We start from the raw sequence: 14,885 nt of genomic DNA on the forward strand, positions 1-14,885 counted from the left end.
CAAGCCATTGGCTTGGTGTCGACAATGCGGGATGGATCAATGGCCGGCTGCGTCAGCATCCTGGGCCATTGCAGGGTCAGTGCCGCAGGGCCGCCAGGGTGGCAGCGGCGCGGCCGAGATCGGGCTCGCTGCCCGAACCGCTGAGCGCGTAGGCGCCGTGCCCCGCCTTCCAGTAGACCGTCACGGCCTCCGGCGAGCGGATCGTGGCGGGGGCGCTCGCCTCCGCATCCGGCATGCGGGTGGCGAAGAGCGCGACCTTGCCGAGGCTGCCGGCATCGATCGCGACCTCGACGCCCGCGCCGCTGCGCGAGGGGAAGATCTGCATGTCGTCGACGCGCCAGTCCGACGGCAGGTCGGGCAGGGTGATGCCGGTCGCCGCCTCGACCTCGCGGCGGTCATAGGCCTGGGTCGGGCGCTGCGAGGCGACCCGGGCGCGGACCTGGGCCGCCTGACGGGCCTGGAGCGCCTCCTCGACGAAGGTCGGGGAATAGGTCGAGGCGCTGGTGTTCTGCACCCCGAAATCGCCGGTCTCGTTGTGCAGCAGCCAGCCGGTCCCGACCAGCATCGCGATCACGGCGGCGCGCTGGAACCGCGCGCCGATGCGCCGCCAGGTCAGCGCCCGGTCGAGGCGGCGGGCCGCCGCGGCGAGGCGCTCGGGCGAAGGACCCGGCCGCACGGCCACGCCCTCTGACGGGCCGAAGGCGGCGCGCAGGGCATCGCGGGTGTGCAGGTCGGCCATGACCCGGGCCGCCACTTCCGGCCGCGCCGCCAGGTGCTCCTCCACCTCGATCCGCCGGGCGAGGTCGAGCTGGCCGTCGATATAGGCGTTCAGGTCGGCCTCGGTGATCGGATCCATGGTCGTCTCCCGTGACTGCTCGCCGCTCATCACGATGCCCTCGCGGTGTTGCCGCCCTCGACCACGCGCAGGCGCGGTCGCTCGGGCGCGTCCTCCGGGGCCGGCAGACGCGAGCCACCGCCGCTCTCGATATTGCGCAGGGCCGCCCGGGCTCGTCCGAGGCGCGACATCAGCGTGCCGATCGGGATGCCGAGCACGTCGGCGGCCTCCTGGTAGGCCAGGCCCTCGATCGTCACGAGGTGCAGGGCCTCGCGCTGCTCCGCCGGCAGGCGCTGGAACGCCTCGCGCACTTGCGCCAAGCGCACATGCCCTTCCTGGGCCGGGGGCGTCGCCTCCTCGACGATGTGGCCGAGGGCATCGGCGTAGCGCGCCTCGACCTTGCGGCGGCGCTGGTCGTCGATGAAGGCGTTGTGCAGCACCGTCATCAGCCAGGTGCGCAGGTTGGTCCCCGGGCGCAAGGTGCCCTGGCGCTCGAGGGCGCGCACGAGGGTGTCGTGCACGAGGTCGTCGGCCTGAGCGGGGTCGCGCGTCAGGGACCGGGCGTAGCGCCGGAGGGGCACCAGAAGGTCGAGGACGTCGGGGCGCTTGCGAAGCATCATACCGGGTAAACGTCCGGCGGGCGGATCCTAATCCCGCCACGTTCCGCCGGGTGACGCCATCATCGCGCCGGGCATGTTCACATCCGCGTGATCGCGAAGGGAGAGGAAGCCGAAACGACGAGGGGCCCGCAACGGGCCCCACGCTTACGTCCGGATCGGGTGCCAGCTCAGTGCGACAGGATCCGCGACAGGAAGGTCTGGGCGCGCTCGCTGCGCGGGGAGCCGAAGAACTCCTCCTTCTGCGCGTCCTCGACGATCTCGCCCTTGTCCATGAAGATCACCCGGTGGGCGACCTTGCGGGCGAAGCCCATCTCGTGGGTCACGACCATCATGGTCATGCCCTCGCGGGCGAGTTCGACCATCACGTCCAGCACCTCGCCGACCATCTCGGGATCGAGGGCCGAGGTCGGCTCGTCGAACAGCATCACGATCGGGTTCATGGCGAGCGCCCGGGCGATGGCGACGCGCTGCTGCTGGCCGCCGGAGAGCTGGCCCGGATATTTATGGGCATGGGCCTTGAGGCCGACCCGCTCCAGCAGGGCGAGGCCCTTGGCCTCGGCCTCGTCCTTGCTCCGGCCGAGCACCTTGCGCTGGGCGAGGCTCAGGTTGTCGGTGATCGACAGGTGCGGGAACAGCTCGAAATGCTGGAACACCATGCCGACCCGCGAGCGGAGCTTGGGCAGGTTGGTCTTCTTGTCGGCGATCCTGGTGCCGTCGACGGTGATCTGGCCCTTCTGGAACGGCTCGAGGGCGTTGACGCACTTGATCAGCGTGGACTTGCCGGAGCCCGAGGGGCCGCAGACCACCACCACCTCGCCCTTGGAGACGGAAGTGGTGCAGTTCGTCAGCACCTGGAAGTCGCCGTACCACTTCGAGACGTTGTCGATGGCGATCATCGGTCCGGCGGTCGCCGCCACCGGCGGCCGCTCGGTGAGCAGGGTGCCGACGGGGCCGGTGCCCGGCGCCGCGTCAGCCGCGGCCTGCGGCTCCGGAACGGGGCTGACGGGCGGCATCGCGGAGGAGGTCATGGCGGCAAACCCTATCGGATGATGGCGACCCGGCGCTGCAGGCGGCGCACCAGGAGCGAGGCGATGAAGCAGACGGCGAAGTAGACCACGGCGGCGAACAGGTACATCTCGACGAGGCGGCCGTCGCGCTGTGCCACCTTGGACGCCGCGCCGAGGAAGTCGGTGATCGACAAGACGTAGACCAGCGAGGTGTCCTGGAACAGCACGATGGTCTGGGTCAGCAGCACCGGCAGCATGTTGCGGAAGGCCTGAGGCAGGATGACGCTGCCCATCGACTGCCAGTAGGTCAGGCCGAGCGCCGAGGCCGCCGCCGCCTGGCCCTTCGGGATCGACTGGATGCCCGCCCGCATGATCTCGGAGAAGTAGGCCGCCTCGAACAGCGTGAAGGTGATGAGCGAGGAGGAGAAGGCGCCGACCTGGATCGGCCGCTCGGCCCCGATGATCCACTGCCCGATATACGGCACCAGGAAGTAGAACCAGAAGATCACCAGCACCAGCGGCAGCGAGCGCATGAAGTTGACGTAGGCCTTGGCGACCTGCGGCAGCACCGGCAGGCTGGAGAGCCGCATCATGGCGATCAGCGTGCCGAGGACCACGCCGCCGAACGCCGCGAGCGCGGTCAGCGTCAGCGTGAAGGTCATCCCGTCGAAGAACAGGTAGCGCCAGGAGTTGAGGATGACGCTGAAATCGAAGTTCGAGAACATCGCGGGCCCTTGTCCGGGAACGTAGAGGTCAGCGGCCCGGCACCGCGACCCGGCGCTCGATGAGCCCGGCCGCGGTCACCACCAGCAGGTTGATGATGATGTAGATGATCGTCGCGGCGGTGAAGGCCTCGAAGACCTGGAACGAGAATTCCTGCATCGCGCGGGCCCGGGCGGTCAGCTCCAGGAGCCCGATGGTCAGCGCCACCGACGTGTTCTTCAGGTTGTTGAGGAACTCGGAGGTCAGCGGCGGCAGGATGATGCGGTAGGCGTTGGGCAGGAGCACGTAGCGGTAGGTCTGGGCGGTGGTGAGCCCGAGCGCCGTGCCGGCCATGCGCTGGCCCCGCGGCAGGGCCTGGATGCCGGCCCGCACCTGCTCGGCGACGCGCGAGGCGGTGAAGAAGCCGAGACACACCACGGCGGTGTAGAACGGCGCGTTCGGCAGCTGCTTCAGCCAGGTGCCCCAGGATTCCGGCAGCACCTCGGGCAGCACGAAGAACCACAGGAACATCTGCACGAGGAGCGGGATGTTGCGGAACAGCTCGACGTAGGCGTTGCCGACCGCCTGCGCCGCCCGGCTCGGCAGGGTGCGCAGCACGCCGATGATCGAGCCGACCGCGAAGGCGATGACCCACGCGCAGAGCGCCGTGACGATGGTCCAGACCAGGCCCGACAGCAGCATGTCGGCGTAGGTGCCGTTTCCTTCGGGCGACGCCTCGAAGAAGATGCCCCAGTTCCAGTTGTAGTTCATGCCCTGTCTTCCGGGTCCGCTTGGCGGTGGAGCCTGGCTCCTGGCGAGGCTGTCTCGGCCCCTGATGGTATACGGTTTTCCGGCCCGGGCGAGGGTGGGCGCGGTCGAGGCACAGGGAAAAGTGCCGAGGCGGGCGTCCCGCAGGACGAGGTCTCGAGGGGAGGCGCCGCCCCGGCGAGGGCGGCGCCCGATGTCAGATCAGTAGGAGGCCGGGTCCGGGCTGTCGCTCGGCTTGGCGAAGGCGGTCTGCAACGCCTCGCTCATCGGCAGGTTCAGGTTGATGTCCCGCGGCGGGATCGGCTTCATGAACCACTTGTCGTAGGTCGTCTTGGCCTCGGGGCTCTTGTAGAAGGCGGCGGTGGCGGCGTCCGCGACCTTCTTGAAGGCTGCGTCGTCCTTGCGCAGCATGATGCCGTAGGGCTCGGGCTTCGACAGGGCGTCGGTCGAGATGACGTAGGCGGTCGGCTCCTTCGAGCCGGCGGCGAGGGAGGCGAGCAGCACGTCGTCCATCACGAAGGCGGCGGCGCGGCCGGTCTCGACCATCAGGAACGCCTCGGCGTGGTCCTTGGCCGGCAGGATCGTGATGCCGAGCTTCTTCTCGGCATTGTACTCGTTGATCATCTTGATGTTCGTGGTGCCCGAGGTCGACACGACGGTCTTGCCCTTCAGGTCCTCGAACTTCGTCAGGCCGCTCGACTTCTTGGTGACGAAGCGGTTGGCGGTCAGGAAGTGGGTGTTGGTGAAGGCGACCTGCTTCTGCCGGTCGACGTTGTTGGTGGTCGAGCCGCACTCGAGATCCACCGTGCCGTTGGCGATCAGCGGGATGCGCGTCGCCGAGGTCACCGGGTTGAGCTTGACCTCGAGCTTGTCGAGCTTCAGCTCGGACTTCACCGCGTCGACGATCTTGTAGCAGATGTCCATCGCGAAGCCGACCGGCTTCTGGTTGTTGTCGAGGTAGGAGAACGGCACCGACGAGTCGCGGTAGCCCAGCGTGATCTGCCCGGTCTCCTTGATCTTCTTCAGCGTCCCGGTCAGGTCCTGGGCCGAAGCGGCGCCGGCGGAGGCCGCCAGGCCGGCGAGCAGGACGGGAAGCAGGCTTCTCAAACGCATTCGTGCTCTCCTTTTGGGCACAGACCTAGTCCGTCACGGCGTTGTTGGCGTCAAGGGCCGGGCTGGGCAAGGACCGGGGATGAGTACGAGGCCCGGACGAAGCCTGATTGCGCAGACCGGAGGTTGTGCCCGGTCCGCCCCTGGCAAGGCGCGGGCCAAACGGGGCCGCCCTCCGGCATCCCCTGGCCGGGCAGCCCTTCGCGTGGACCTGTTGCACCCCGGAGCCGCCCGCGCGAAGGTGCCCGCGCCGACAGCCATGACCCGTCCCGCATGTGCTTGCCCGGCCCCGTGACGCCCTCGCGACGACGGACCGACGAGACCGATGCAGATCGCCACGCCCTACCTGATGTTCCTCGGCGACGTGCCCGACCGGCTCGCCGCCAAGACCGCCTACGGCATCGTCGACTGGCGGCCCGAATGGTGCGTCGGGCAGCTGCGCCTGCCCGGTTGCGCCGCCGATCTCGGCATCCCGGACCTGACGATCGAGGAGGGCATCGCGAAGGGTGCCCGCACGCTGATCGTCGGCGTGGTCAATGCCGGCGGCGTGCTGCCGCCGCACTGGGTCGCCAGCATCGTCCAGGCGCTGGAGGCCGGGCTCGACGTGGCGAGCGGCCTGCACACCCGCCTCGGCTCGGTGCCGGCGATCGCCGAAGCCGCCTCCCGGCATGGGCGCCAGCTCCACGACGTGCGCCATTCCGACCAGCGTTTCGACACCGGCAAGGGCACGCGGCGTCCGGGCAAGCGGCTCCTCACCGTCGGCACCGACTGCTCGGTGGGCAAGAAATACACCGTGCTGGCGCTGGAGAAGGGCATGCGGGCCCGCGGCCTCGACGCCGATTTCCGCGCCACCGGCCAGACCGGGGTGTTCATCTCCGGCCGCGGCGTCGCCATCGACGCGGTGGTGGCCGATTTCATCTCCGGCGCCGTCGAGTGGATCGCGCCCGCCGCCGACCCGAACCACTGGGACCTGATCGAGGGCCAGGGTTCGCTGTTCCACCCGAGCTTCGCCGGCGTCAGCCTCGGCCTGCTGCACGGGGCGCAGGCCGATGCCTTCGTGGTCTGCCACGAGCCGACCCGCACGACGATGCGCGGGGTCAAGCACCCGCTGCCGAGCCTCCAGGAGGTGATCGACCTGACGGTGCGGCTCGGCCGCCTGACCAACCCGGACATCCGGCCGACCGGCATCGCGGTCAACACGCAAGCCCTGGAGGAGGGGGAGGCGAGGGCGCTCCTCGACAGGCTGGCCGCCGAGCACGGCCTGCCGGCGACCGATCCGGTGCGGTTCGGAGTCGAGGGGCTGGTCGACCGTCTGGTCTCGGAGTTCCCGGCGTGATCCGGCTCGCGACCGCCGTTGAGCGCTGGCCGATCGCCGGCACCTTCACCATCTCGCGCGGCAGCCGGACGGAAGCCGTGGTGGTGACTGCCGAGGTCACGGACGGCACCGCCACCGGCCGGGGCGAGTGCGTGCCTTACGCCCGCTACGGCGAGACCGTGGAGGGCGTGCGCGACTTGATTGCCCGGCAGGCCGAGGCCCTGGCCGCCGGCCTCACCCGGTGGGAGCTCGCCGGCCGGATGCCGGCGGGCGCCGCCCGCAACGCCCTCGACTGCGCCCTGTGGGACTTCGAGGCCAAGCGCGCCGGCAAGCCCGCCTACGCCCTTGCCGGGATCCCGGCGCCGGCCCCGGTCACGACCTGCTACACGCTCAGCCTCGGCAGCCCGGAGGAGATGGCGGCGGCGGCCCATGTGGCGGCGGCGCGGCCGCTCCTGAAGGTGAAGCTCGGCGGCGCCGGCGACCCGGAGCGGATCGCCGCCGTGCGAAGGGCTGCGCCGACCTCGCGGCTCGTGGTCGATGCCAACGAGGCGTGGTCGGCCGAGACGCTGGAGGCCAACCTCGCGGCCTGCGCGGCGGCCGGCGTCGAGCTGATCGAGCAGCCGCTGCCGGCGGGCGATGACGGGCTGCTCGCCCGGATCGCCCGCCCGATCCCGATCTGCGCCGACGAGAGCCTGCATGGCGACGTCGACCTCGACGCGCTCAAGGACCGCTACGACGCGATCAACATCAAGCTCGACAAGGCCGGCGGCCTCACCGAGGCCCTGCGCCTGGCGCAGGCCGCGAAGGCGCGGGGGCTGTCGATCATGGTCGGCTGCATGCTCGGCACCTCGCTCGCCATGGCGCCGGCGATGCTGCTCTCGGGATACGCCGACTTCGTCGACCTCGACGGCCCGCTTCTCCTCGCCCGCGACCGCGAGCCGGGCCTGCGTTTCGCGGGCAGCCTGGTCCATCCGCCGGAGCCGGCCCTGTGGGGATGAGGCATTTTTCGGGGTGAACCGACCTTCGGCCGGGTCCGGCGCGCTTGCGCCGGGCCGGCAAAGGATGCTCTCTGACCGTCAGGGACCGGCCACGGGTCCCGCATCCGGGAGAATCGAAACGCCATGATCCTGGTCAGCGTGATGTATCCGGGCGGCGCCGACGCCCAGCCCTTCGACCTCGGCTATTACCTCAAGCATCACATGCCGCTGGTGCGCGAGCGCTGGTCCTCGATGGGCCTGGAGAAGGCCGAGGTGGTGACGGCGAGCGGCACGCCCGACGGCAGCCCGGCGCCGTTCCAGGTGATTGCCCTCCTCACCTTCCGCTCCCTCGACGATTTCAAGCAGGCGGGTGCGGCTCACGGCAAGGAGATCTTCGGGGACATCCCGAACTTCTTCAAGGGCCAGCCCGTGGTGCAGATCAACGAGCCGCAGAGCTTCTGACGCCCTGATCATGATCGACATCGTCAAGGTCCTGCGCGAGCAGCACCCGGATCTCGGCCCCTATGTCCTGGCTCTGCGCGAGCGGTCCGGGCTGGTCGCGCCGGAGGATCCGGAGGCCCTCGCGCATGAGGTGCGGGACTGGGCCGCCGCCGAGGCGCCGAGCACCGCGTTCAGCCGGCGCACGCTGACCTACGCGCCGTTCCCGGGTCTGCCGGAGGTGACCCGCACCCTCGGGGTCGTCGCCTTCGACACCGCGGCCGACCTCGCCCGCTTCGCGACGCGCTGGACCTGAGCGTCGGACGGAGGCGGGCTTCGCTCACGGCCTCGGACGCCGCCGCGCGGGCGTCCGGGACGGGAACCGGATGCCGGCCGGATCCGTCTCACCGGCCGCGCACGGCGATGTCGCCAGAGCCCGCGGAGCCGGAGGTCATGCGGGTGCTCACGGTCAGCCCCAGATCGATGCAGAGCACCAGCAGGATCCCGGCCAGCAGCGCGATGACCGCCGCCTGGCCGCGGGGAGAGAAGCCGACCACCACCGCATGCGGCCGCTCCGTCGCCACCATCGGGAACGGGTCCTCGGGTTCCGTCTCGGTCGTCGCTTCCGGGACGATCGCCGCCGCCGCCAGGGCGCCGAACCGGGGCCGGTATCCGCCGACCGGCACGGTGATGCGCACCTCCAGCCCCGCGGCGTGCTGGGCGTAGGCGTCATCCAGGGCCCGCCGCAGGCGTCCGGCCTCGACGCGCACGCTCGGATCCAGGCTCGGGTCGAAGTCGGGATTCCGGCCGAGGGCCTGGGTGGCGATGGTGTAGGCCTTGACGGTCGCGCCCCGCCCGGCCAGTTCCTCCTCCACGACGAAGCGGAGGAAGCGCGCGAGCTTCGGCGAGCGCAGGAAGGGCGGCGCGCGCAGAAGGATCTCCAGGGTCTCAACCACGCGGTCGGCCGAAATCTCCTCCTCGGTCTCGGACATCGATGTGCCTTCCCGGCGCGGCCGGATCCATGCTCCGGTCCGTCGCGTCCCGGTGCCAGGGGCAGCCGGATCCACCAAACCCCCATTGAGTATAAGGATGGGCTCGCAGGATGTTAGTCCCTGTTCGGCGGGAAGGCGATCCGGCCTGGGGACAGAGCGCGCCAAGGGCAGCCCGCACGGCGAGCCGATCACCCGGAGAACCGGGCGTTCCGCCGGGGCTCAGTCGCTGCGGGACGGGAACGGGACGGTGAAGACCAGCTCGCGCGCCTCGTCGCGAACCTCGACGCGCCAGGCACGCCAGTCGATCCGCGTGGCTTCCGGGCCGTTCATTGCGTCGGCGATCAGGGTCCGCGCCTGGCTGTGCGCCTCGCCGAGGTCGCGGCAATCGAGCCCGGCCTCATCCGGCACGCTCTGCGCCGAGTCCATGATATCGAAGTAGTAGCGCGGCACGGCTTTCCGGACTCGAAGCTTTGGGTAAACAGAAAACACGGCCACCATCGCCTCACCAGTCGCCGGTCGGAGCCAGCATAGCAACGTCGATGATCGCTTGTTAGGCTCACAATTCGGAAACGGAAGTGGCCGCCCAAAGTTCCGCTTGCTTCTGGCCGGCGGGCATAAGCCGTTCGATCTAGTAATCGGCCTAGTGCCGTACCAGGCCGTCGGAGTCTTGCCTTATCATCCCGGGTGCCCGTGGGAGCATCAATGGGCCTCCCGCTCGGCGGAACCGCGCCACGGGGGCTGCCGGTCGTGGGCCGTCAGGGTGTCGCGGGAGGGCGACCGGCCCGCCTCAACGACGGCCGTCCGCAGGCCGGCCCCGATTGCGCGCCCGGCCTCCGCCGCGGCGGCCTCGACAATTCGGGCGCGCATGTCGCCGGGCATCGCCTCGAGGACCGGCCCGGCGATCTCGCCCAGGGCCGGGCCGGCCTGCGCCGTCCGGGCGGGGGCGGGCGCCTCGCCGAGGCGCAAGGGCGACAGGTAGTAGATCGCGCCGATCACCAGCCCGGCCCGCAGCCAGAAGGCCATCCTCGTCTCCCACTCGAACCGTCACCCCGGCGGCGGCCTCGGTGACGGCGAATTCCTGCGATGGCGGATGTTTGGGCGGCAATCGTGAAACGTTTGCGGTCCGGCCGGCGGCGATCTGCCGACATGCCTAACGGGCCGGCACCGGATGCGGGATCCTGTTCGCAACGCGCGCGGGGGGCTTCAATTTTTCTGAGCATCCTGCTCAAGCGATTTGATCTTTTCGACAAGGGCGGCCTCCGCCTAGAATCCCCGCCACGCCAAGAGCCCCTGCGACGCCAGAGAGTCCCTGCAACGCCAGGCCGCCTCCCTCCGGCTCCAGAACAACGATCGGGACCCAATGCCGACCGATATCGAGATCGCCCGCGCGGCCACCCTGCAGCCGATCACCGCGATTGCCCAGCGGATCGGCATCCCGGACGAGGCCCTGCACCCCTACGGCCGGCACATCGCCAAGATCGACCACGCCCATATCCGGAGCCTCGAGGCGCAGGCTGAGGGCAAGCTGATCCTGGTGACGGCGATCAGCCCGACGCCGGCGGGCGAAGGCAAGACCACCACGACGGTGGGCCTCGGCGACGCCCTCAACCGCATCGGCCGCAAGACCGTGATCTGCCTGCGCGAGCCCTCGCTCGGGCCGTGCTTCGGCCAGAAGGGCGGGGCCGCCGGCGGCGGGAAGGCCCAGGTGGTGCCGATGGAGGCGATCAACCTCCATTTCACGGGCGATTTCCACGCCATCACCTCGGCGCACAGCCTCGCCGCGGCGCTGATCGACAACCACGTCTACTGGGGCAACCCGCTGGGCATCGACCTGCGCCGGGTGGCCTTCCGGCGCGTCCTCGACATGAACGACCGGGCGCTTCGCAGCATCACCCAGAGCCTCGGCGGCGTCGCCAACGGCTATCCGCGCGAGGACGGCTTCGACATCACCGTCGCCTCCGAGGTGATGGCGGTGTTCTGCCTCGCCCGCGACCTCGCCGACCTGGAGGCCCGCCTCGGCCGGATCGTGGTGGCGGAGACCCGCGACCGGAAGCCCGTGACGCTCGCCGACCTCAAGGCCACCGGCGCCATGACGGTGCTGCTCAAGGACGCGCTGCAGCCGAACCTGGTCCAGACCCTGGAGGGCAGCCCGGCGCTGATCCATGGCGGGCCCTTCGCCAACATCGCGCATGGCTGCAACTCGGTGATCGCGACCCGCGCGGGCCTCAGGCTCGGCGACTACGTGGTGACGGAGGCCGGCTTCGGCGCCGATCTCGGGGCGGAGAAATTCTTCGACATCAAGTGCCGGCAGGCGGGCTTGCGCCCCTCCGCGGTGGTGATCGTCGCGACGGTGCGCGCCCTCAAGATGCATGGCGGCGTGGCGAAGTCCGATCTCGGCCGCGAGGACGTCGCGGCCCTCGAGCGGGGTTTTTCCAACCTCGCCCGCCACGTCGAGAACGTGCGCCGCTTCGGCGCGCCGGTGGTGGTGGCGGTCAACCATTTCCACGCCGACACGGAGGCCGAGCACGCGGCCCTCAAGGCCCTCTGCCGCGACCGCCTCGACGTCCAGGCGATCACCTGCCGGCACTGGGCCGAGGGCGGCGCCGGGGCCGAGGCGCTGGCTCACGCCGTCGCAGGCCTCGCCGATGCGGGACCGGCCGCGACGCCGCGCTTCGTCTATCCGGACGCGATGCCGCTCGCCGACAAGATCCGCACCGTCGCCCAGACCCTCTACGGCGCCGCCGACATCCAGGTGGAATCGAAGGCGGCAGGCAAGCTCGCGGCCTTCGAGCAGGCCGGCCATGGAAACCTGCCGGTCTGCATGGCCAAGACCCAGTACTCGTTCTCCACCGACCCGACCCTGATGGGCGCGCCGAGCGGCCACGTGGTGGCGGTGCGCGACGTCCGCCTCTCGGCCGGGGCCGGCTTCGTGGTGGCGATCTGCGGGGAGATCATGACCATGCCGGGCCTGCCGAAGGTGCCGGCGGCGGAGGGCATCCATCTCGACGCCGAGGGGCGGATCGAGGGGCTGTTCTGAGCCCTCGATCGTCCGGGTCCGGCCTGCTCAGACCTCGGCCCGCAGGGGCCGGCTGAGCAGGTCCGCGATCGCCGCGTCGAGGCTGAGCGCGCCGGAGAGCAATCCGGCCACCGCCTCGGCCACCGGCATCTCGACGCCCCGCTGGCGGGCCAGCGCCACCAGCCCCTGCGCGGTGAGCGCGCCTTCCGCGAGCTTGCCGCCGGAGGCCTCCTCGAGGGTCGCGCCCCGTCCCAGCCGCTCGCCGAAGGCGAAGTTGCGCGACTGCGCCGAGGCGGCGCTGAGCACGAGGTCGCCGAGGCCGGACAGCCCCATCAGGGTCTCGGGCCGGGCGTCCCAGGCGCGGGCGAAGCGCATCAGCTCGGCGAAGCTGCGGGCGACCAGCGCCGCGCGGGCGCTCTCGCCGAGGCCCCGGCCGATCGCGGCGCCGCAGGCGATGGCGAGCACGTTCTTGGCCGCCCCGCCGATCTCGACCCCGCGCGGATCGCTGCCGTGATAGACCCGGAAGGTCGGCCCGGACAGGGCGACCGCGAGCTGCGCCGCCAGCGCGCCGTCGCGGCTCGCGAGCGTCACCGCGGTGGGCAGCCCGCGGGCGACGTCGGCCGCGAAGCTCGGGCCGGACAGGACCGCGACGGGAGAGCCCGGCGCCGCCTGGGCGGCGACGTCGGTGAGGAAGGCGTTGGTGCCGCGCTCGATGCCCTTGGCGCACAGGATTAGGGCGGCGTCGGGCTGGACGTAGGGGCGCAGGGTGCCCAGCACGCCGCGCAGGGTCTGGGCCGGCGTGACCACCAGCACCGCCTCGGCCACGGCGAGGTCCGACGCGGCGGCGGTCGGGCGCACGCCCGGATGCAGCATCACGCCGGGCAGGTGGCGGGCATTCTCGCGGGAGCGCGCCAAGCCGGCGGCACTCTCGGCGTCGCGCATCCACAGAACCACCGGCCGCTCGGCTGCTGCCGCGGCGGCGTTGGCGAGCGCCGTGCCCCAGGCCCCGCCGCCCAGGACCGCGATCGGGCCGATCGGGGTCATGGTGTCCCTCCCGCCAGAAAATCCGCCGCCGTCAACCGATACAGCCGATGCGGCCGCAATGCATGTCCCTCCGGGAGCCCCGGATGCGCGAACCCGCCGACCTCGCTCATGCCGAGGCGCTCCATCACCCGGCGCGAGGGGGCGTTCACGTCGGCCGTGTAGGCCACGACCTCGAGGAGGGCGCAGCGGGCGAACACATCGGCGAGCGCCAGGCGGGCGCCGCGGACGGCGAAGCCCCGGCCCCAGGCGGGCCAGGCGAGGCGCCAGCCGATCTCGACGAGGCCGGATTCCTGCCCGATCAGCGGCCCGAGGGGCAGCGGCCGGGCCGGGCGCCAGCAGCCGACGAAGCCGACGAACCCCTCCGGCGCCTCGACCACCCAGGGGCCGAACCCGTCCTCGTCGAAGCGCCGGGCGAGCGCCCGGGCCTCGGTCTGGCTCTCGCGGGCGGTCTTCGGAGCGGGGAAGAACCGCATCACCTCCGGGTCGGCGCAGAGTGCCGCGAAGGGCTCGTCGTCGGCGAGCTGCCAGCGCCGCAGGGAGAAGCCGTCGCCGGGCAGGCTCGCGGGCGGCGGCGGCACCCGCGCTTTGCGCCGCCACAGGAGCGAGCGGTGATTGAGCGCGGCGAGATCCTGCCGGCCGGCCAGCACCGCCTCGCCGAGGCTGAGGGCGACACTCAAGCGCTCCGGCGGCATGTTGGCCCAGGCGGGCGGGGCCACGCTCTCGCGCCAGGGCCCGCCGCAGGCATTGTCGAGCAAGATGCGGGCGAAGCAATGGTTGCGCGAGACCGGCCAATCCGGATGCCCGGCCGCCGCGGCGGGCAGGCGCTCGTCGACCAGGGCCCGCCAGCGGCGCTGCTGCTCGTCGACCTCCGCGGGCGTCATCCGGCGGTGATCTGGGGTTGGGCGGCGTCCTTGGCCAGATCCTTGGCCTGCGCGAAGGGCCAGCGCGGCCGGGCTGGCGCGGTGATGTCGTCGGTGAGGCCGAGGCGCAGGCGCTCGATGCCGGCCCAGGCGATCATCGCGCCGTTGTCGCCGCAGAGCGGCAGGGGCGGGGCGACGAGCGGCAGCCCGGCCTCACCGGCCTGATGGGCGAGGGCGCGGCGCAGGGCGCCGTTCGCCGCGACGCCGCCGGCCGCCACGAGGGCGGTCGGGTGGCCGGCGACGGCGCCGAAATCGCGCAACGCCACCCGCACCCGATCGACCACCACGTCGACGACCGCCGCCTGGAAGCTGGCGCAGAGATCGGCGACGTCCTGGTTGGTGAGGGGCGCGATGCGCTCGGCCTCGATCCGCAATGCGGTCTTGAGACCGGACAGGGAAAAGTTCGGCTCGCGCCGGCCGAGCATCGGCCGCGGCAGGGCGAAGCGCTCCGGGTTGCCGCTCTCGGCGGCACGCTCGACCTCCGGCCCGCCCGGATAGGCGAGCCCGAGCAGCTTCGCCACCTTGTCGAAGGCCTCGCCGATGGCGTCGTCGATGGTGCCGCCGAGGCGCACATACTCGCCGACTCCCTTGACCGCGACGAGCTGGGTGTGCCCGCCGGAGGCGAGCAGCAGGAGGTAGGGGAAGGCGAGGCCGTCGGTGAGCCGGGCGGTGAGGGCGTGCGCCTCGAGGTGGTTGACGGCGACGAGGGGCTTTCGCGCCACCAGCGCCAGGGTCTTGCCGGTGACGAGTCCGACCAGCACGCCGCCGATCAAGCCCGGCCCCGCCGCGACCGCGATGCCGTCGAGATCGGCGAGCCGCATCCCCGCATTGTCCAGAGCCCGGGCGATGAGCCGGTCCAGCACCTCGACATGGGCGCGGGCGGCGATCTCCGGCACCACACCGCCATAGGCCGCGTGCTCGGCGATCTGGCTCAGCACCTCGTTCGAGCGGATCGCGCCGCGCCCGTCCTCCTCCACCGTCACGATCGCGGCCGCGGTCTCGTCGCAAGTGGTCTCGATCCCGAGGACGTTCATGGTGTGGGCATGGTCTCGCGAGGGGGCTGGCACGCCGCGCGGCGGCCGGTATGGTGCCCTTCAGATAACCCGCCGGCGCCAGGTCGGCAAAGGGGTCGCATGCATGA

17 protein-coding genes are annotated in these 14,885 nt (G+C 71.4%); 5 read left to right on the forward strand and 12 right to left on the reverse strand.

The window, feature by feature from the left end:
- Positions 1-76: 76 nt before the first annotated feature.
- From DA075_RS20200 to DA075_RS20225, 6 genes are all read right to left on the reverse strand, one after another.
- Positions 77-856 carry an anti-sigma factor family protein gene (locus DA075_RS20200; RefSeq protein WP_174800105.1) on the reverse strand — a complete coding sequence of 260 codons (780 nt, stop codon included), beginning with the start codon at positions 854-856 and terminating at the stop codon, positions 77-79.
- Between the two features lie 29 nt (positions 857-885).
- Entirely contained in the window at positions 886-1,452 is a 567-nt protein-coding gene (locus DA075_RS20205; RefSeq protein WP_414468158.1) for a sigma-70 family RNA polymerase sigma factor, read from the reverse strand.
- Positions 1,453-1,622: 170 nt separating this feature from the next.
- Positions 1,623-2,351: an amino acid ABC transporter ATP-binding protein gene (locus tag DA075_RS20210; RefSeq protein ID WP_099956693.1), complete on the reverse strand. Its 729-nt coding sequence runs from the start codon at positions 2,349-2,351 to the stop codon at positions 1,623-1,625.
- A 143-nt stretch (positions 2,352-2,494) separates the two neighbouring features.
- Complete coding sequence (locus DA075_RS20215) at positions 2,495-3,187, reverse strand: amino acid ABC transporter permease (protein ID WP_099954741.1); 693 nt, start codon at positions 3,185-3,187, stop codon at positions 2,495-2,497.
- A gap of 28 nt (positions 3,188-3,215) precedes the next feature.
- A complete protein-coding gene (locus tag DA075_RS20220) occupies positions 3,216-3,935 on the reverse strand; it encodes an amino acid ABC transporter permease (protein ID WP_099954742.1) in 720 nt (239 codons plus the stop codon).
- 198 nt (positions 3,936-4,133) lie between these two features.
- Positions 4,134-5,045 carry an amino acid ABC transporter substrate-binding protein gene (locus tag DA075_RS20225; RefSeq protein WP_099954743.1) on the reverse strand — a complete coding sequence of 304 codons (912 nt, stop codon included), beginning with the start codon at positions 5,043-5,045 and terminating at the stop codon, positions 4,134-4,136.
- Positions 5,046-5,367: 322 nt separating this feature from the next.
- On the opposite strand from DA075_RS20225, the gene dgcN reads away from it, so the two are divergent.
- The 4 genes from dgcN to DA075_RS20245 all read left to right on the forward strand — a co-directional run bounded on the left by dgcN (position 5,368) and on the right by DA075_RS20245 (position 8,088).
- A complete protein-coding gene (gene dgcN, locus DA075_RS20230; RefSeq protein ID WP_099954744.1) occupies positions 5,368-6,378 on the forward strand; it encodes an N-acetyltransferase DgcN in 1,011 nt (336 codons plus the stop codon).
- Positions 6,375-7,355: an N-acetyl-D-Glu racemase DgcA gene (dgcA, locus tag DA075_RS20235; protein WP_099954745.1), complete on the forward strand. Its 981-nt coding sequence runs from the start codon at positions 6,375-6,377 to the stop codon at positions 7,353-7,355. The genes dgcN and dgcA overlap by 4 nt, the downstream gene beginning before the upstream one ends.
- Positions 7,356-7,478: 123 nt before the next feature.
- Positions 7,479-7,796 carry an EthD family reductase gene (locus DA075_RS20240; protein WP_099954746.1) on the forward strand — a complete coding sequence of 106 codons (318 nt, stop codon included), beginning with the start codon at positions 7,479-7,481 and terminating at the stop codon, positions 7,794-7,796.
- A 10-nt stretch (positions 7,797-7,806) separates the two neighbouring features.
- A complete protein-coding gene (locus DA075_RS20245; RefSeq protein WP_099954747.1) occupies positions 7,807-8,088 on the forward strand; it encodes a hypothetical protein in 282 nt (93 codons plus the stop codon).
- A gap of 88 nt (positions 8,089-8,176) precedes the next feature.
- Here the strand turns inward: DA075_RS20245 and DA075_RS20250 are convergent, their stop codons facing one another.
- The 3 genes from DA075_RS20250 to DA075_RS20260 all read right to left on the reverse strand — a co-directional run bounded on the left by DA075_RS20250 (position 8,177) and on the right by DA075_RS20260 (position 9,787).
- A complete protein-coding gene (locus tag DA075_RS20250) occupies positions 8,177-8,764 on the reverse strand; it encodes a hypothetical protein (RefSeq protein WP_099954748.1) in 588 nt (195 codons plus the stop codon).
- Positions 8,765-8,983: 219 nt separating this feature from the next.
- Entirely contained in the window at positions 8,984-9,214 is a 231-nt protein-coding gene (locus tag DA075_RS20255; protein ID WP_099954749.1) for a DUF6894 family protein, read from the reverse strand.
- A gap of 249 nt (positions 9,215-9,463) precedes the next feature.
- Positions 9,464-9,787 (reverse strand): hypothetical protein, encoded by a 324-nt coding sequence (locus DA075_RS20260; protein WP_099954750.1) that lies wholly within the window; start codon positions 9,785-9,787, stop codon positions 9,464-9,466.
- Positions 9,788-10,124: 337 nt separating this feature from the next.
- Here DA075_RS20260 and DA075_RS20265 point away from each other — a divergent pair, with 337 nt between their 5' ends.
- Positions 10,125-11,801: a formate--tetrahydrofolate ligase gene (locus tag DA075_RS20265; protein ID WP_099954751.1), complete on the forward strand. Its 1,677-nt coding sequence runs from the start codon at positions 10,125-10,127 to the stop codon at positions 11,799-11,801.
- A 27-nt stretch (positions 11,802-11,828) separates the two neighbouring features.
- Here DA075_RS20265 and DA075_RS20270 read toward each other — a convergent pair whose 3' ends face one another.
- From DA075_RS20270 to tsaD, 3 genes are read right to left on the reverse strand one after another with little or no spacing between them, the layout of a single operon-like run.
- A complete protein-coding gene (locus DA075_RS20270) occupies positions 11,829-12,824 on the reverse strand; it encodes an NAD(P)H-dependent glycerol-3-phosphate dehydrogenase (RefSeq protein WP_099954752.1) in 996 nt (331 codons plus the stop codon).
- Positions 12,821-13,705 carry a GNAT family N-acetyltransferase gene (locus tag DA075_RS20275; protein ID WP_099954753.1) on the reverse strand — a complete coding sequence of 295 codons (885 nt, stop codon included), beginning with the start codon at positions 13,703-13,705 and terminating at the stop codon, positions 12,821-12,823. The genes DA075_RS20270 and DA075_RS20275 overlap by 4 nt, the downstream gene beginning before the upstream one ends.
- Positions 13,702-14,778 carry a tRNA (adenosine(37)-N6)-threonylcarbamoyltransferase complex transferase subunit TsaD gene (gene tsaD, locus DA075_RS20280; protein WP_099954754.1) on the reverse strand — a complete coding sequence of 359 codons (1,077 nt, stop codon included), beginning with the start codon at positions 14,776-14,778 and terminating at the stop codon, positions 13,702-13,704. The genes DA075_RS20275 and tsaD overlap by 4 nt, the downstream gene beginning before the upstream one ends.
- Positions 14,779-14,885 lie beyond the last annotated feature (107 nt).

The sequence above is a fragment of the Methylobacterium currus genome, from assembly GCF_003058325.1.
Classification (GTDB): Bacteria; Pseudomonadota; Alphaproteobacteria; order Rhizobiales; family Beijerinckiaceae; genus Methylobacterium; species Methylobacterium currus.